This is a genomic window from Nautilia lithotrophica (assembly GCF_054656815.1).
Genome location: NZ_BAAHXN010000001.1, coordinates 106,117 through 123,875, shown reverse-complemented (window position 1 = coordinate 123,875; position 17,759 = coordinate 106,117). Strand labels below are relative to the sequence as shown.

Genomic DNA, 17,759 nt, shown 5'->3' with positions numbered 1-17,759 from the left:
CTTGCAATGACCATAGAAGTGCCAAAAAGTATCGATTTAAACGTTTCAAACTCGGAAAGTGTCCAGAGAATTTCCAAAGCTTCCGAAAACGGAGGAGTTGAAAGTGTTTTAATGATACCTAAAATCAAACCGATTTTTGACAAACTACATCTCGCTTACAATTTAAAAAGGGCAAACGAATCAAAATTTAAACTTTTAGTTGCAATAGAAGGTATCCATGAGGGAAAACTGACCGACATATCAATCCTTAAAGACAAAGGCGCAAGTGCCATATATATCAGTTCTGACGAAGATATGAACCTTTTAAAAAGGGTTTTTGAATATGCGGAATTTCTTGATATTCCTATATTCGTAAACTGCAACAACAAATCTTTAAGTAGCGGTGTAATGCACGACAGCGAAATAGCCTATTCACTGGGGGTTAGCGGAATCCCGACTTATGCAGAAAGTGCGGAAGTCGCAAAAATATACGAACTTGCCTCACACTTTAGGGCAAAAGTGGTTTTTCAGGCTGTTACTTCAAAAGAATCGATTGAAATTTTAAAAAACAAACCTGAAAACATATATGTGGATGTATGTATAGACAATCTCTATTTCTGTGATGAAGATTTGGAAGATTTCAATTCTTTATATAAAACATTCCCACCTCTACGCTCAAATGAAGATAAAAACGCACTGCTTGAAGCCTGCAAAAAAGGAATAGTTGACTTTATATCTTCAAACCATATCGCAGCAACTTATAAAGACGTGCCTCTTGAAGAAGCGGATTTTGGAATTAGCAAACTTGATATTTTCACCCAGCTTGCCTATTCCCTTCCTCTTGAAACAGACTTAATTACAAAACTAATATCAACAAATCCCGCAAAACTTTTCAATATAAAAATCACACAGACAATAAAACTTCAAAAAGGAGAATATGAAATCGATACGGACAAATTCGAAAGTAAAGGTAAAAACTGCCCTTATAAAAACCTTCAATATCAAATAGTTTAGTCTGATATCATCAACTATCTTAATATCAACTATTTACTTTCCCTTCTTTTTTTGATATAATAAATAAAAGTTAAGGAGGGGAAGATGAAATATTACGAAACACTGGAAAACAATAAAATAAAATGCCTTTTGTGCAGGCACCACTGCATCTTAAAAGAAGGACAGGTCGGTATCTGCGGCATAAACATGAATGAGAAGGGCGAGCTTAAAAATTTAGTTTACGGACATCCTTCAAGTATTAATGTAGATCCTGTAGAAAAGAAACCTCTGTTTCATTTTCTACCGGGCACCCCTATACTTTCATTCGGAACGGTGGGGTGTAATTTTAAATGCCCTTTTTGTCAGAACTGGCAGATAGCACATACCAATAAAGTAAACGATTCGGTTTATGTATCGCCTGAAGAGATGGTTAAACTTGCAATCGAATATAACTGCAATTCAATAGCCTATACATACAACGAACCGAGCGTGTTTTACCCTTATGCGAGGGATGTGGGAATTTTAGCAAAAGAAAAGGGGCTTAAAAACGTATTCGTAACCAACGGGTTTGAGAGTATTTATGAAATTGAAGATATGAAACTTTGGGTTGACGCATGCAATGTCGATTTAAAAAGCTTTAAACCCGAATATTACAAAAAAGTCTTAAAAGGAAACCTTGAAGACGTCCTTGATACGATTAAAAGATTGAATGATATTGGAATCTGGCAGGAAATCACAACCCTTATCGTGCCGGGGGATAACGACAGCGAAGAAGAACTTACACAAATTGCCGAATTTATCGCAAGCGTGGATAAAGACATTCCGTGGCATATAAGCAGATTCCATCCAGATTATAAAGTTACGGACAAAGAACCTACACCTATGGCAACAATGATTAAAGCATACGAAATAGGAAAAAAAGCCGGACTGAAATATATCTATTTAGGCAACGTAGCGCTTCCGGTTGTGACATATTGTCCTAAATGCAACGAAGAACTTATTGTAAGAAGCATTTACAGAGTTGAAAAAAACATACTTAAAATTGATGAAAACGGAAAAGCACACTGCCCTAAATGCGGTGAAACTATTAAAGGAGTTTGGAAATGAGAGCAGCGGTCGTAAAAGAATGGTATGGAGGCAGCTGTGAGGCTGTTGAAGGTTATATTGCACATTTTAATAAAATAATAGACGAAAACGTAGATGAAAAAAAAGCTGCGGAAATTTTTTCTCTGAAACCAAAAGCGCTTATCGTTCCCCATGCCGGATGGGTTTACAGCGGATTTACTGCAAATTTTGCATACAGAATCGCACAAAATTCAACACCAAAGGCGGTGGCGGTAATAGGCCCTTCTCACAGATTTGCCTTTGAAGGCATAAGCGTAACACTTGAAGACGAATACGAAACGCCCTGTGGCAATCTTCCGATAGATTTTGAAACATCCAGGGCTTTAATTGAAAATTTCGGTGTGCAAAACCTTGAATATGTGCATGTGGAACATTCAACGGAAGTTCAAATGCCTTTTATTAAACATTACTTTGGAAACATAAAAGTTATTGAACTGGTTTATTCTAATTATTCACCGTTAAAATTAAAAGAAATTATCAATTTCCTTATTCAAAACAATATTTTAGTGGTAATAAGCAGCGATTTAAGCCACTATTATGATTTAAAAACGGCAAATGCCCTTGATTATAACTGCTTAGAAGCGGTTAACAATCAAGATGTTACACAGCTTGAAAAATGTGAGGCATGCGGTAAAATAGGTATTGAAGCACTCATACACTCAAGCAAAGAGCTAAACCTTACGCCTTTACTTGTAGATTACAGAACAAGTGCCGATGTAAGCGGTGATGAAAATCAGGTAGTAGGATATATGAGTGCCGTTTTTATTTAATATAATTTTTTGTTATAATTACATCCGTTAACTTCCACAAAAAAGGAGGTTATATGGCAAGAGGAAAATTTAAAATGAAAAGAAAAAGAAGAAGAGTTTTATATACTAAATAACTTCTTTTTCTTTTGAAAATGAGCTTATATGAATGATTTATGCAAACAATTAATTACACAGGACGATTATCAAATACCTGAATTTGAAAAAATATATATAAAATTTGACAAATCCACGAAAACTTTCCATATATATTCCAAAGAAAAACTTCCGATTACCACAATCAGTAATATACTGCAAAACTTTGATATCTCGATACTCGACTCGGTATCTTTCATAAACGATACTATTTTCGTATATAAAATAAAAACAGATATAAAAAACATCGATACATTTATTAAAAACAAAGAGATTTTTTTAGAAATACTTCAAAAAGCCCTTTTAAATGAATATTACACATTATGTAAACTCTACTATATGGCGTGGGAAGGGCTTAATATAAGAGAAATTTCCCTATTAAGGGCGCTTATCAAATATCAAAACCAGCTTTTTTTCGAATTTAATGAAAATCTCATTATTTCCGCATTACTGAATAATTCTAAATTAACGAAAACAATTATAGATTATTTCAAGGCTAAATTTTCAAAAAAAGACCTCTCGCTCGAACAAACAATAGATAAAGAATTAAAAGAAATTTCAAATATTAATGAAGACAAAATATTCAGGGTTTTATACACAATAGTAAAAAACATAGTAAGAACCAACTACTTTTTAAATAAAGAAACCATCTCTTTCAAAGTGGAAACGAAAAACTTTAAAAACATACTTTTCGGAATGCAGCCAAACATTGAAAGCTATGTGTATCACAACGACTTTAACGGGATACATTTAAGAATGAGTAAAATCAGCAGGGGCGGTATAAGATGGTCTGATAGGCTTCACGATTTCAGAGAAGAGATTAAAGACCTTATGATAACCCAGGAAGCCAAAAACGCCCTTATCATCCCCGAAGGCGCAAAAGGCGGATTTGTTATTTTTAAAACAGGTATTTCAAAAAAAGATTTTAAAAAATATTATTCATTATTTATTGACGCTCTTCTTGATTTAATAGATGTGGGTGATGTAGATGTAGTTAAATTTGACGATAAAGATTTCTATTTTGTTGTTGCCGCTGATAAAGGAACATCATCAATGAGCGACGTCGCAAACGAAATTGCGATAAAAAGGGGATATTTCTTAAAAGATGCGTTTGCAAGCGGCGGAAGCACCGGGTATTCCCATAAAGAACTAGGAATTACAGCAAAAGGCGCAATACATACGGCAAACAGATTTTTTATAGAAAAAGGTCAGGATATTTATACCGACAGACTCTCTGTAGTCGGTGTGGGAAGTATGAGGGGTGATGTATTCGGAAACGGAATGCTTCTGAATAAAAATTTCCTGTTATTAGCCGCGATCAGTCATAACGAAATTTTTGTTGACCCTAATCCCGATCCTAAAATTGCTTATAAAGAGAGAAAAAGACTTTTTGAAAACGGACTTAGCTGGGATCAGTATGATATATCAAAAATCAGCAAAGGCGGCGGTGTATTTAAAAGAGATGAAAAATCAATAAAACTGACACCCGAAATAAAAGCGTTAATCAATACCAAAAAAGACACAATAAGCGCAGAAGAACTTGCCAAAAAACTTCTCTGTTTAAAAGTTGACCTTCTCTATTTCGGCGGTATCGGAACGTATGTCAAATCATCCGAAGAGCTGAATCTTCATATAAGTGATAAACAAAACGCTGATATCCGTGTAAACGCAAATGAAATAAACGCTTATGCGATATGTGAGGGAGCCAATCTCGCCCTTACAATGCAGGGAAGATACGAATATGCCCTCAAAGGCGGAAAAATAAATCTTGACGCAATCGACAACAGCGCGGGTGTAAATATAAGCGATTACGAGGTAAATTTAAAAATAATATTAAATTCCCTTGTTGACAGAAAAAAACTAACCGAAAAAGAAAAAGTAAAAATATTAAAAGAGATTCAGGACGAAATTATCGAAAAAGTCTTGCAAAACAACTTTGAACACGCCCTGCTTCTATCACTTGACGAAAGAAAAATATACAAAGAAAAACTGATTAAAATAATAGAAATTCTTGAACACAATACAGATTACTTCAAAAGAAAAAATTATCATATACCCAAAAACAGCGAAATAGAAATTTTATATCAAAACAACCATGCAATCAGACCGCTCTTGGCGATTATAATGCTTTATAGCAAAATATTTTTAAAAAAATATATATTAAATTCGGGACTTTTAGAATCAAACTATTATGACAAATTTTTAAAAGAGTATTTTCCAAAAGGATTTTTCAACAAATTTGAGCATGAAATATTCAACCATCCTCTAAAAAAAGAAATAATCGCCACCCAAATAGCAAATAAAATAATTAATGCGCACGGAATAGGTTTTTTAAGCGATTTTCATGAGAGATCTTTTAAATTCAAAATAGAAAGTTATCTTATTATGAACGAATTGATTAATGCCGACGAACTGAGAGCGGAAATAATCAGCAACATCAAAGACACTAACAAACAATACGAAATGCTGATTGATATAGAACAAACAATCAAATTTGCCGTTAAATGGATGGTTAAAACACTTGAAAACAGCAACGTTAAACCTCTGCTTTTTATAACTTTCAAAGATGAACTTAGCAAAATCATTCAAAACCAGAATAAAATAGAAACATATGAAAACTGGAAAGATTTTTATAAATTCCTGCCTGCTATGTTTATGATAAAACACGAATACAATCTGGATCTTAATACTATTTTCAATCTGTTCAAATTGATAATTACAAAATTCAAAATCAATACGATCTTAAAAACCATTAAAAACATCAAACCGAAAAACAGACTCGACAAAAACCTGAAAGAGGAAGTCGAAAGACTGATAGAATATTTCGTAATCACATTCGCAAAAGAAGTTATAAATTCCGAAAAATTTTCACCTCAAAACCTTAAAAAATCGTTTAACGAATACATAAAAAGAAAACACGACGAATATGAAGACATTATTGAAGAAATAAAAAAACTGAAAAAAGAGAAAAAATCATTAACTCTTTTATCGCATATAGCTAATTCGCTGATACTTCAATTGTTAAAGTGATTTGATAATTTTACTCGCAAGGGCCATATCTACATCACCTCTGGCTTTGAGCCTTTTCATAATCTCACCCATATTCTTACCGCCTATTTCATCAATTATATCTTTAATGATTTTAGTGGTTTCTTCTTCACCGAGCATTTTAGGAAGAAAACTTTCATATATTTCAAGCTCTTTTTTTGCTTCTTCCATTCCGGCTTCAATGGATTCTTTCGCCATTTTGGCGAGTTTCTTTGCGGCTTCCTGGATAATTTTTTCGCTAACTTCTTCACCTTTTTCTTTTGCAATTTTCTGAGCGCTGTCAACCAGCATCATAAGCGCGTTTGCTTTTGTTTTATCCTCTTTTTTCGCTTTCATCATCATTTTTTTGAGTTCAAGTATTGTCATAATAACTCCTTTTATTAATTATTTCCCCACACAGAAGGTTCCGAACATCTTATCAAGCATTTCGTCATACTCAAAAGGCCTGGTTATTTCACTGATTGCCTTTATAGCGTCCTGAATCTGATAGCTGAAAAGTTCAAGCTCGCCAGTTATTAAAAACTCTTTTGATTCGTTAATGGCATTCAGAGCTTTTTCGACGGCTTTTATCTGGCGGGTTGAAATTAAAATATGCTCGTCTTCACTTGTATATGAATCAAGGATGTTTTTCAGACTCTCTATAAGGGGTGAAATATCTTCTTTCGCGGAAATTTTTACAATCGGATAACTTTTGAATTTTTCCAAGTCGATGTTAATACCTTTGTCTATTTTATTAATTACGATTATTATGTCTTTGTCAGAATTTTTTATGATTTCAAGTATTTCCTCATCTTCTTTTGTAAATTCGTTTGCATCGAATACACAAAGGACAATGTCGGCTTCTTTTATGGCTTCTTTGCTTCTTTCAACCCCTATTTTTTCTATTTCGTCCTTAGCTGCCCTTATACCCGCCGTATCTATTATCCTTATTAAATGCGAGCCTATTTGGATATCTTCTTCTATCGTATCTCTTGTAGTTCCGGCTATATCGCTTACAATCGCCCTTTGTTTGTTTAAAAGCGCGTTTAAAATAGAACTTTTACCTACATTCGGCTTTCCGATAATGGCAATTTTATACCCTTTAAGCATTCCCTCTCTTCTTTTGCTTACATCAAGTGTATGGTTAAGAAGGGATTCTATTTTTTTAAGCCTCTCTTCTATTTCGTATCCAAGGGTTTCGGGCAAATCTTCTTCCGCATAATCTATAAACACTTCGGTATAAGCCATTATTTCTATCAGTTTTTCCCTGACTTCATCAACAAATTTCCCAAGATCGCCTTCAAGCTGACGTGAAAGAAGTTTCGCCCCTTCGCGAGAGCGTGTTTCTATGAGTTTTGCTATCGCTTCAGCCTGTGAGGCGTCTATTTTGCCGTTTAAAAAGGCTCTTTTAGTAAATTCACCTGGCAGTGCCGCCCTCGCTCCGTAATCAAGAAGAGTTTCAAGCACTATTCTGCTGACTACAACACCTCCGTGACACTGAAACTCAACGATATCTTCGCCCGTAAAAGAGTTTGGCGATTTAAAATAGATAACTATTCCTATATCTATCAATTCGTCATTTTTATCATAAAGTTTGCAAAGTGTGGCAATTCTTGGGGTTAAGTCTTTTTTTGTAAGTTTTTTTGCTATTTCATAAGCATCGTCACCTGAAAGTCTGACTATTGAAATGGCACCAACGCCGTTAGGCGTTGATATCGCTGCTATTGTGTCCATGTTTTTCACCTATGACTACGAACTTTTCACCATTTCTTTCTTTAATAGCCACATATCTGTCCGGAAATTCCTCTCTTAAAATTTCAAGAGCGATAAAAGCAAGAATCCCGTCAAAAGGTTTTGTTTTGCCATATCCTCTTTCTTTTACTTTTTCTATGAAAGGTGCTAAAAAGCTTCTTAGCATCTCTTCCTGGGTTTTTAAAAATTCGGCAATTTCAAGCCTTACTTTAAAGCCGTATTTTTGATTAATCCAGCTGTAGAGCATAAAATTAAGGGCGTTGTATCTGTAACCTTCTTTTCCGATTAATAATGCGGCGTCTTCGCCGTCTATTTTAATAAAAATAGTTTCTTCGTCATATTTACTTACATCAAACGTATCAAGATTAAAGCATGATTTTTTAAAGAGATTCTCTAAATGTTCTTTTATTTCCGGAATTACGTCTTCAATGTCTCTTTCAATATTTTCGGAAACTTCAATTATTGCATTTTTCGCAAAAAGCCCAAAAAGTCCCCTGCTCGGATATTGTATTATCGTTACTTCCAAATCCGTAACTGAGCAGTTGAGTTTTTTTGCAGCTTCGTAATATGCATCCTCAAGTGTTTTAGCTTCTATTCTCATTGTTTAGCCTTTGAAGCCATAATTCTGTTAATCAACCACTGCTGAGCTATTGATAAGATATTGTTAACCGTCCAATACAATACAAGCCCCGCAGGGAACGTAGCCATCATAAATGTAAAAATAAGAGGCAGGAATTTGAAGATTTTTTCTTGCATTGGATCTTGAAAATTAGTCGGTGTAAGTTTTTGATGAATATACATACTTACACCCATAAGCACAGGTAAAATAAAATAAGGATCCATTACGCTTAAATCTTTAATCCATAAAAATGAAGCACCCTTAAGTTCAATTGCGTATAATAAAAGTTTGTAAATTCCATAAAAGACAGGAATCTGTAAAATAAGAGGCAGACATCCGCCAAGAGGATTAGCCCCGTGTTCTTTATAGAGCTTCATCATATGCATTTGAAGTTTTTGAGGGTCTTTTTTATATTTTTGCTGAATTTCTTTCATTTTAGGGGCAAGTTCTTTTAATTTATACATGCTTACCATTCCCTTATATGTTAGAGGGAATAATACAAGCCTTACCAAGATAACCAATAGTATTATTGCTATACCCCAGTTTCCGGCTAATTTATAAAACCAGTCAAGTAAAAAGAAAAGGTTTTTCGCGAAAAACGTTCCAACACCATACTGAACAACATCTACAAGCTGAGGATCTATTGCTTTTAATGTATCTACGAATTTCGGTCCAATGTATCCTATAAACTCTTTATTGCTATCGGCTTTAATAAATGCAGTCGGGTTTTCTTCTTCATCAGGCACCACTACTACGCTATATGGTGTTTTTGAAAATAAAAGTGTAGTATAATATCTGTCAAATTCCGCAGTAACTATTGCGTTGTCAATCGTTTCGTTTACCGCATCCCCGTCTTCAATTATACTTAAAGTCCCATCTGATTTTTTTACAACCAAACCATGGATTGTTAACTTATCCACAGCTACTTTAGGTCTGTATCCAGGCGTTATATAATAAATCGCAGGGTTTGATAGAGTTACTTTTACATCATAATGTCCGTCAGGATAAAAGGTAATTTTTTTGGTTACCACTTCTTTGTTGTTTAAGTTTTGTGTTAAAGTGATTGTCTGAGGTTTGTCATTTAATACTATTTCGTTTTTATCTGCTTTTATCGGAACGGAAAAAGCGAGTTTATTAAGTTCCTGGTTTTCAAATCTGATTTCCAAAGGTTTAGGAAGTTTATCATTTACAAGCTCTAAATGTTTTCCGTTTTCGGTGTTAAATTTTGTCTGTTTGAGTTTAAAACTACTAATTCTTCCGAGTGAATCTATTTTTATCTGAAAGTTTTTAGCACTTATAGTAGCAATTGTTGTTATTTCTGTTTTGGTTATTTTGTTTGAAACTTTATTTGTAGAATTATTGATATTTGTTGTAGTTTTAGTTGTTTGATTCTGTTCGATTATTTTGGAAGCAGCTTTTTGTTGTGGTGTTAACACGAAATAATCATATGCAACGAAAAAAGCAAACGATATCACAGTTGCAATTAATATTCTTCTTAATTGTCCGTTATTGTCCATTTTCAGCCTTTATTATTATATATTCATCTTTTTTATTTACAGGTATAAGCCAATATTTAATAACAGGCTTTTTAATAAAAAAGTTAGTTTTTATTTTTTTCTTAACAACAGGATAATCTATTCCGCCTTTAAATAGCTGGTTACACGTCAAAATACGCAGCGTAGATTTATAAAAGGCTCTTAAAAAATTATCATTTTCAAATTCTATTTTTGTATATTCCGAACAGCTTGGATAATATCTACAATTATTGCCAAGCATCGGACTTATAAACAGCTGATAAAACTTAATTAATTTTATTGGCAAGTTTTTTAAACTCGTTTTTAAGTTTTTCAAAATTATATTCCGATATGTCTTTTTTTGCAACGATTGCGAAGCCGCCTTTTTCTAAAACATCGTTAGCCAAACTTCTTATGCGTCTTTTTATTTTATTTCTGATTACGGCTTTTTTGGATATTTTTTTTGAAACGACAGGTGATACTTTTAGTTCATTTAAAGGGAAGTGAAACATAAGAAAATTTTCACTATTATATCTCTTCCCTTTTTTAAAAACTATTTCTATCTCTTTTTTACTTAAACCGCTAATCTTTTTCTACCTTTAGCTCTTCTTCTCGCTAAAACTTTTCTTCCGTTTTTAGTCTTTAGTCTTGCTCTGAATCCATGAGTTCTTTTTCTTCTGATTTTACTTGGTTGATATGTTCTTTTCATTTAATCTCCTTTTTTGGACGGAATTTTAACAAAAATTTTAATATAATCCTAATTTTCCGTCTTTTCTTCTATAAATAACTCTTTTTTCACCTTCTAAGTCTTTAAATACCATAAAGTATAATCCTGATTTTTTAAATTCTTCTTTCGCCTCTTCAATACTTAATGGTTTCTCTACATCAAGCGGCATTTCTACGATATCATCTTGTTCTTCTTCTACTATTAATTCTTCAATTCTGTCTTTTTTATGATGATCAGTTATTTTATCATGATATCTTCTTAAAAGTTTTTCAAGTTTGTCTTTTGCTTTATCTAGTGCAGCATACATATCTTTATCTTTATAATGCACTACGGCTGTTCCTTTTTCAGGAATATTCATTATTATTTCTACTGTAAAGAAATCTCTTTTATCTTTTTCTACAGTTACAATTGAGTGTAAAATTCCAAGATTATATTTTTCTACTTCGCTTACAACTTTAGAAATATGATCTTTCATAGCTTCAGTAAGCTCTACGTTTCTGCCAACTATTGTTACGTTCATAACATTTACTCCTTTCTTTTTAAATAACAAACGGACTAGCCGTTTATTATCAAATTATAACTTATATATTAAGGATTTTGAAGAGTAAAGCGGACTTTTCTTATATGAAAATTTGGATTTTTAGATGCGACAGTAACATAAACCAATACACTTCCGTTAGTATCTGAAGTATTTATCTCAGAACAATAGCAGTTACTCCATACACTTGATGAACAATTTCCTACGATAAAATAGTGATATGTAATATTAATATCAAATAATTCATCATCCAAATTGATTTTATTTAAACAAGAAGAATTGAAATCATGTCCCTGCAAAGCTAATATTGCATATTCAGTTGCACTTCTTAGCATAAGTTCAGCTCTTGTATCCATAAAACTTCTTGATGTGTGAGCAGTGGAAGCGGAACTAAATTTTAAGATCATTATTCCAATAATTGACATTACAACAATAAAAACGATTGTAATTATCATACTAAACGATTTTCTCAAAACACAACCTTTTCTTTACATATTGTAAGATTAAAATCAGTAAGTTTTACATTTGGTGACGTTATACATAAATAAATTCTCATAACCCCACCCTCTTCTTTGAATTTAAACTGCGTTACATGTGTGGCAATTAAACTTGAATTTCCGTCCATATACATTTCAGCATTCCAAGGAAAATAATTAAATCTAAGAGTTAAGTTATAATCATGCGAATTATTATCATACACAGGAACTATTGCCATTGCACCTCTTACCAGATAATAACCTTCATATACGGTAGTAGAGTTTGATTCAGTTATAGCTTTTATATTTAACGTAGTATCGCTGGTATCATTTATTTCAAAAACTCTAGTCGCGCTGTGCGAGTAATATCCGTAAGAATCATTAATATCATCAAAATCACCTCTTCCATCACTACCGCTAAATACCAAAACATCATATTTATCGGTAAATACATCACCGCTATTTGGCACACCCCATGAATTAATCCATGCCAAGTCTATCTGTTTTGCTATACTGAAATTACTATCAGGGCTTGTAATGTTATATTCATCCGATGTTCCGACTTGTGTAAGTTTCAAATCTACAAAACCGCTCCAACCCGGTTGAATGCGTTTTAAAGAATCGCTCCACATACCTCTTTTTGAATATTCGGAAACATACAGCCATTCCAATACCGGATATTTGTAGCTGTTTGAAGGATCTAAATTACTTACGGTTATAAAATTTTTATTGGAATTATTAATACAACTTTGTGAATTACTTGAAGGCAAAGTTGCATTACATTCTACCGCTATGACGCTGTTTTTAATTCTGTTTTTAAGTTTTGCAGCAATGATATTCAATGTCAAATCAGTTTTAAATGATAGTTTATTTAACTCTTTTGTTTTAATGTAGTTACGAAATGTATTTTGTAAGATTTCTATAGATATAGTTCCAAGTATTCCCAAAATAACAACTACGATCATTAATTCAACTAAAGTAAAAGCTTTTTTCATCTTGTAATTTCCTCTAAAGATAAAAATTTACTTGCACCTATATTACAAGTAGGATATCTTAATGTTAAATTTGTATCACCAAGCTGCGTCCAAATTGTGATGAGTTTAATATTGGTGTTATTTGCCGTAGATGAATAATTAAGTGAAAAGTTTATATCAGATGCCGAATAATCGGTATTATCATTGATATATTTGACATTAACATGAATAGTATTTCCTAAAAAATTTTCAGTATATCCGTTAAAATCATCAATATCATCATATGTAGAAACATCTGATGCGTTTTCCCCGGTATCAAGTCCTATTGCGGATGTAGTATCGCCGCTTCCGCTTCTTAAGATGTTGTTATTAAAATATTTTTTTCCAATTCTGCATACTGAACCTGCAAATGCAGAGCTTTCATTGTTTAAAAGTTCAGTATCACCTCCCGTGGCATTTAAATCTTTATAAAAATTATCACTTATAGTGTTTTTTTCGTCAAAATATCTTTGATTGATTAAAGACAAGATTGTAAATTCCTGAAAAAACATTTCTTCACGCAAAATATGTTTATTTGCACTTGTCATTGTTTGAAAAATAATAGGAAATGACGTCATAACAATACCAAGAATAATTATTGATATTAAAACTTCAAATAATGTAAAACCTCTATATTTTTTTTGATTTCTCATATGTATTTTTTACTGCCTTTATTATTTTTCCTCTAATTCCTTCGTTTTCAAGTGTATAAATACCCTCCGCCGTTGTTCCTTTCGGTGACATTACCGAATCTTTTATTGACGAATAATTATCGTCAATTGCAGCAAAACTTTTAAAAAGTCCTTTTGTAAGCTCAACGACTTTATCTCTTTTAAGACCGATATAAACACCGCCGTCACTAAACGCTTCTGCAATTAACGCTAAATAAGCCGGTCCGCTTCCGATTATTGCGGTTGCCATGTCTATTTCATCATCATTTTCCATCCAAATAACAGACCCGATATTTGAAAAAATTTCAATTGCAATATCTTTTGCTTTAATATCTCCTGTTATCGCAGTAGTTGACGCACCGTATTTTGCAGCAACGTTTGGCATAGCTCTTATATAAGCTTTGGCTTTTATTCTTTCAAGGTCCATTAAACTTTTTCCGGCAAGAATTGAAATCAAAATTTTCGCCTCACCTTTTATTCTCATTGAAACTTCCTGCAATGCGTAAGGTTTTATTGTCAATAAAATTATTTTATCAGTTATATCAAACTCGTCAAGCTCGAAATATTCACATCCGAACTCTTTTGAGAAAGTTTTTAATTTTTCAATATTTCTTCCTACAACCGCAAAGTCTTTTTTACCTTTAAGTCCTGAGGCGATGGCTTTTGCCATTGATCCGTAACCAATAATATATATCATTCTTCACTCTTTATAAAATTTTTAAGCGGTTCGGTAAGTCCGTATCCATATTTTTCAAGGATTACCTGACCCATCAGTTTTTCATCCATATTGAATATCAAAGGTGCGGCAAAATTAACGGTTGATTCTATAAAAGGAGAATTTACTATCATTATATTTAAAACTAAAAAGTTCGTATTTTCATCTATCTTAAGTGCAGTCTGTTCCTGCTCAGAAATTTCAAAATCGTAATCGTTTCTTATTAAAAAAGGGTTGATCAACGTAAATGTAACTTTATCATGTTTTAATGTATAAAAATTGTCATTTATTTTTTCCAATTCAAACTCTTTTATATCTTCAAAACCAAGTATAGGCAGCACAACTTCAAACGTCATATTTTTCCTTTTTTCCTAATAAAGCAATTAATATTCCTAATTATAGCACAAAAAAATAAATGTTATTAGTCATAAGAATTTACTCAATGATATAACCCTACCCACCATTTATTAAATTAGATATAATTGCACGAAAAAAGGATTTTTTTATGAAAGAATACAATCCTCACGAAATAGAACAGAAATATTATAATTTATGGGAAAATAAAGGTTTTTTTGAGGTAGATTATTCAAAAAAGAAAAACTTCTGCATTGTAATGCCGCCTCCTAACGTTACAGGAAGTTTACATATCGGGCATGCTCTTACATTTACACTTCAAGACATAATGGTCAGATACAAAAGAATGGACGGATATGCAACACTTTGGCAGCCGGGAACGGATCACGCCGGAATTGCAACGCAAAACGTAGTAGAAAAACAGATACTCGCAGAAGGAAAAACTAAAGAAGATTTAGGGCGTGAGGAGTTTTTAAAAAGAGTATGGGAATGGAAAGAATTCAGCGGTGGAACAATTACAAAACAGCTTAGACACCTCGGTGCTTCACCTGCATGGTCCAGAGAGAGATTTACGATGGATGAAGGGCTTCAAAGAGCCGTAAGAGTCGCTTTTAAAAAGCTTTATGATGAAGGCCTTATCGTAAAAGGCAATTATATGGTTAACTGGTGTCCAAAAGACGGGGCGCTCAGTGATATAGAAGTCGAATACGACACGCATCAAGGAAAACTTGTTTACATTAAATACCCTATTAAAGACAGCGATGAATTTGTTGTGGTAGCAACAACAAGACCGGAAACTTATTTCGGTGATACTGCCGTTATGGTAAATCCGGAAGATGAAAGATACAAACACTTAATAGGCAAAAAAGTAATACTTCCGCTTGTAAACAGGGAAATTCCTATTATTGCGGATGAATACGTAGATATGGAATTCGGAACGGGATGCGTAAAAGTTACACCTGCACACGACCCTAACGACTATGAAGTTGGACTTAGACACAATCTCGAACTTATAAAAGTATTCGACGAAAAAGGTATTTTAAACGAGCACGCGCTTGAATTTAAAGGAAAAGACAGAATAGAAGCCAGAGAAGAGATTATCAAAAAATTAGAAGAAAACGGATTCATCGAAAAAATCGAAGAGCACACCCATCAGGTCGGACACTGCTACAGATGTAAAAGCGTAATCGAGCCGTATGTTTCTACTCAGTGGTTTTTGAAAAAGGAAGTTGCAATCCCCGCAATTGAAGCGGCAAACAGAGGAGACGTGAAGTTTCATCCGAAACAATGGAAAAATAATTATGACGCATGGATGAGGGAACTTAGAGACTGGTGTATCTCAAGACAGCTTTGGTGGGGTCATCAGATTCCTGTATATTACTGCGACGAATGCGGGCATGAGTGGGCAAGTGTGGAAGAACCGACAGAATGTCCAAAATGTAAAAGCAAAAATTTCCATCAGGACCCTGACGTGCTTGATACGTGGTTCAGCTCGGCTTTATGGCCTTTTTCAACGCTTGGATGGGAAAACGGCGAATGGGGTAAAGGCGAAAAATGGAACCCTGAAGATTTAGAAAGATTTTATCCAAATGATTTATTGATTACAGGGTTTGATATTCTCTTTTTCTGGGTTGCGAGAATGATGATGATGGGAACGCATTTCCTAAAAGACGTTCCGTTTAGAGATGTTTATCTTCATGCTTTGGTTCGAGATGAACACGGTCAAAAAATGTCCAAATCAAAAGGAAACGTAATTGATCCGCTCGAAATGATCGAAAAATATTCGGCTGATGCGTTAAGATTCACCCTTGCGATACTTGCCGTTCAGGGAAGGGATATAAAACTCAGCGAAGCAAAACTTGTTGAGAGCAGAAACTTTACAAATAAACTATACAATGCCGCAAGATTTTTAAAAATGCATCAGGAAAAATTTGAAGACCTTGATAATATCGACATTAAAACAGACCTTGGAAAATGGATGCTGTTTAAATTAAATAATGCTATTAACAATGTTAGACGCGAACTTGACGAATACAGATTTAACGACGCTGCCATGACGCTTTACAGATTTTTGTGGCAGGATTTCTGCGACTGGGGTATTGAGCTCAGCAAAGTAAGCAAAGATTCAATTGCAGAACTTGGAAGCATATTTAAAGAGGCTATGAAACTTCTCCATCCGTTTATGCCGTTTATTACGGAATTTTTATATCAGGAGCTCTCACTTACGGATGTTGAAAACAATTCTATTATGTTAAAAGATTTCCCTGAGGTTAAAGAAGTGGACAAACCTGCAGACTTTGATTTGATTATTGAGGCGATCATATCACTTAGAAGAATCAAAGCTCTAACAGGTGCAAAAGAGATTAAAAAAGCGTATGTTTTGGCTAATCTTCCGGAACTTTCAAAAGAATTTATTAAAAAATTGGCCCGTGTAAATGACGTGGAGTTTGTTAAAACCCAGATTCCAAACGCAATAAGAGACATAAGCGACAACCTTGAAACAATGGTTAGTAAAGAAGAAGTGGACATTACACCTCTTATTGAAAGACTTACAAAACAAAAAGACAAACTGACTAAAGAGATAGAAAAACTTGAAAAAAAACTATCAAACAAAAACTTTGTAGAACGTGCACCACAGGAAGTGGTTGAAAAAAACAGAAAAGAACTTGATGAATACAAAGAGAAACTTCAAAAAGTGGAAGATGAATTAAGGAAATTAAATGATTAAAAAAACACTACTATTTATTCCTTTAATAATTTTTATGGGTTGCTCGTCCAAAAACGAAGTAACTCATTCAGAAAACCTCACAGCGCTCAGCTGGCATTATAAAATCCATAAAGACATTCAAAATTCAAACCTTGACCAGGCTGATGAGGATTTTATTTCCCTTGAAGCCGAACACCCAGCATCCATTTATGTTAAAACTGATCTTTTAAGCCTTTTTTTAGCTCATCAACAAAATAAAGAGTATGATTTGGCTCTGTTTTATCTGAATGAATATGAAAAAAGATTTTCTTCAATAGATGAAATTCCATGGATTGAGTATCAAAAAATTAAAATGAATTATCTAAAATATGATAATCCTTATACAAATCAGAAAATGATTTTAAACATAATCACAATGTGCGATAATTATCTTAAAAAATACCCAAATTCAAATTTTGCACCTGAGGTTTCCACTATCCTTGCAAAGGCGGAATTGACAAACAAATATTTAAATGCTAAAATAAGTAAACTATATAAAAAATTGGATAAACCTAAAGCTTCAAAACTTTATGAAACAAAAATTCCAAACAATTCTAAACCACCGGTTATCCCATGGTATAAAAAATTATTTTATTGGTAAGGAGAAA

At 33.3% G+C, this 17,759-nt stretch carries 19 protein-coding genes; 6 read left to right on the top strand and 13 right to left on the bottom strand.

Going from position 1 to position 17,759, the window contains the following annotated elements; translation table 11 throughout:
* Positions 1–6 precede the first annotated feature (6 nt).
* The 4 genes from ACYQ19_RS00620 to ACYQ19_RS00605 all read left to right on the top strand — a co-directional run bounded on the left by ACYQ19_RS00620 (position 7) and on the right by ACYQ19_RS00605 (position 6,029).
* The gene (locus tag ACYQ19_RS00620; RefSeq protein WP_459977326.1) at positions 7–993 is read left to right on the top strand and encodes an amidohydrolase family protein; all 987 of its coding nucleotides are present in this window, start codon (positions 7–9) and stop codon (positions 991–993) included.
* 84 nt (positions 994–1,077) lie between these two features.
* The gene (gene amrS / locus ACYQ19_RS00615; RefSeq protein WP_459977324.1) at positions 1,078–2,079 is read left to right on the top strand and encodes an AmmeMemoRadiSam system radical SAM enzyme; all 1,002 of its coding nucleotides are present in this window, start codon (positions 1,078–1,080) and stop codon (positions 2,077–2,079) included.
* Positions 2,076–2,867 carry an AmmeMemoRadiSam system protein B gene (gene amrB / locus ACYQ19_RS00610; RefSeq protein WP_459977322.1) on the top strand — a complete coding sequence of 264 codons (792 nt, stop codon included), beginning with the start codon at positions 2,076–2,078 and terminating at the stop codon, positions 2,865–2,867. The genes amrS and amrB overlap by 4 nt, the downstream gene beginning before the upstream one ends.
* Before the next feature lie 141 nt (positions 2,868–3,008).
* Positions 3,009–6,029, top strand: coding sequence for an NAD-glutamate dehydrogenase domain-containing protein (locus ACYQ19_RS00605; RefSeq protein ID WP_459977320.1), 3,021 nt, complete (start codon positions 3,009–3,011; stop codon positions 6,027–6,029).
* Here ACYQ19_RS00605 and ACYQ19_RS00600 read toward each other — a convergent pair.
* The 13 genes from ACYQ19_RS00600 to fliW form a co-directional block, all read right to left on the bottom strand.
* Positions 6,021–6,413: a GatB/YqeY domain-containing protein gene (locus tag ACYQ19_RS00600; protein ID WP_459977318.1), complete on the bottom strand. Its 393-nt coding sequence runs from the start codon at positions 6,411–6,413 to the stop codon at positions 6,021–6,023. The two genes, ACYQ19_RS00605 and ACYQ19_RS00600, sit on opposite strands and share 9 nt — an antisense overlap.
* A gap of 18 nt (positions 6,414–6,431) precedes the next feature.
* Positions 6,432–7,769, bottom strand: a complete 1,338-nt coding sequence (gene mnmE, locus ACYQ19_RS00595; protein WP_459977316.1) for a tRNA uridine-5-carboxymethylaminomethyl(34) synthesis GTPase MnmE — start codon at positions 7,767–7,769, stop codon at positions 6,432–6,434.
* Complete coding sequence (locus ACYQ19_RS00590) at positions 7,729–8,379, bottom strand: Jag N-terminal domain-containing protein (protein ID WP_459977314.1); 651 nt, start codon at positions 8,377–8,379, stop codon at positions 7,729–7,731. Before ACYQ19_RS00590 ends, mnmE begins: the two co-directional genes overlap by 41 nt.
* Positions 8,376–9,914, bottom strand: coding sequence for a membrane protein insertase YidC (gene yidC, locus ACYQ19_RS00585; protein WP_459977312.1), 1,539 nt, complete (start codon positions 9,912–9,914; stop codon positions 8,376–8,378). Before yidC ends, ACYQ19_RS00590 begins: the two co-directional genes overlap by 4 nt.
* Positions 9,904–10,218 carry a membrane protein insertion efficiency factor YidD gene (gene yidD, locus ACYQ19_RS00580; protein ID WP_459977310.1) on the bottom strand — a complete coding sequence of 105 codons (315 nt, stop codon included), beginning with the start codon at positions 10,216–10,218 and terminating at the stop codon, positions 9,904–9,906. Before yidD ends, yidC begins: the two co-directional genes overlap by 11 nt.
* Positions 10,199–10,468 (bottom strand): ribonuclease P protein component, encoded by a 270-nt coding sequence (rnpA, locus tag ACYQ19_RS00575; RefSeq protein WP_459978226.1) that lies wholly within the window; start codon positions 10,466–10,468, stop codon positions 10,199–10,201. The genes yidD and rnpA overlap by 20 nt, the downstream gene beginning before the upstream one ends.
* A gap of 17 nt (positions 10,469–10,485) precedes the next feature.
* The gene (gene rpmH, locus ACYQ19_RS00570) at positions 10,486–10,620 is read right to left on the bottom strand and encodes a 50S ribosomal protein L34 (RefSeq protein ID WP_015901741.1); all 135 of its coding nucleotides are present in this window, start codon (positions 10,618–10,620) and stop codon (positions 10,486–10,488) included.
* Positions 10,621–10,657: 37 nt separating this feature from the next.
* Entirely contained in the window at positions 10,658–11,158 is a 501-nt protein-coding gene (gene hpf, locus ACYQ19_RS00565) for a ribosome hibernation-promoting factor, HPF/YfiA family (RefSeq protein ID WP_459977308.1), read from the bottom strand.
* 68 nt (positions 11,159–11,226) lie between these two features.
* On the bottom strand, positions 11,227–11,649 hold the full coding sequence (locus ACYQ19_RS00560) for a hypothetical protein (RefSeq protein ID WP_459977306.1): 423 nt from the start codon (positions 11,647–11,649) through the stop codon (positions 11,227–11,229).
* Positions 11,646–12,647 carry a type II secretion system protein gene (locus tag ACYQ19_RS00555; RefSeq protein ID WP_459977305.1) on the bottom strand — a complete coding sequence of 334 codons (1,002 nt, stop codon included), beginning with the start codon at positions 12,645–12,647 and terminating at the stop codon, positions 11,646–11,648. The genes ACYQ19_RS00560 and ACYQ19_RS00555 overlap by 4 nt, the downstream gene beginning before the upstream one ends.
* Entirely contained in the window at positions 12,644–13,318 is a 675-nt protein-coding gene (locus ACYQ19_RS00550) for a prepilin-type N-terminal cleavage/methylation domain-containing protein (protein ID WP_459977303.1), read from the bottom strand. The genes ACYQ19_RS00555 and ACYQ19_RS00550 overlap by 4 nt, the downstream gene beginning before the upstream one ends.
* Positions 13,296–14,033, bottom strand: coding sequence for a pyrroline-5-carboxylate reductase (proC, locus tag ACYQ19_RS00545; RefSeq protein WP_459977301.1), 738 nt, complete (start codon positions 14,031–14,033; stop codon positions 13,296–13,298). Before proC ends, ACYQ19_RS00550 begins: the two co-directional genes overlap by 23 nt.
* Positions 14,030–14,407, bottom strand: coding sequence for a flagellar assembly protein FliW (gene fliW / locus ACYQ19_RS00540; RefSeq protein WP_459977299.1), 378 nt, complete (start codon positions 14,405–14,407; stop codon positions 14,030–14,032). Before fliW ends, proC begins: the two co-directional genes overlap by 4 nt.
* A 149-nt stretch (positions 14,408–14,556) precedes the next feature.
* On the opposite strand from fliW, the gene ACYQ19_RS00535 reads away from it, so the two are divergent.
* A complete protein-coding gene (locus ACYQ19_RS00535) occupies positions 14,557–17,133 on the top strand; it encodes a valine--tRNA ligase (RefSeq protein WP_459977297.1) in 2,577 nt (858 codons plus the stop codon).
* Positions 17,126–17,752, top strand: coding sequence for an outer membrane protein assembly factor BamD (bamD, locus tag ACYQ19_RS00530; protein WP_459977295.1), 627 nt, complete (start codon positions 17,126–17,128; stop codon positions 17,750–17,752). Before ACYQ19_RS00535 ends, bamD begins: the two co-directional genes overlap by 8 nt.
* Positions 17,753–17,759 lie beyond the last annotated feature (7 nt).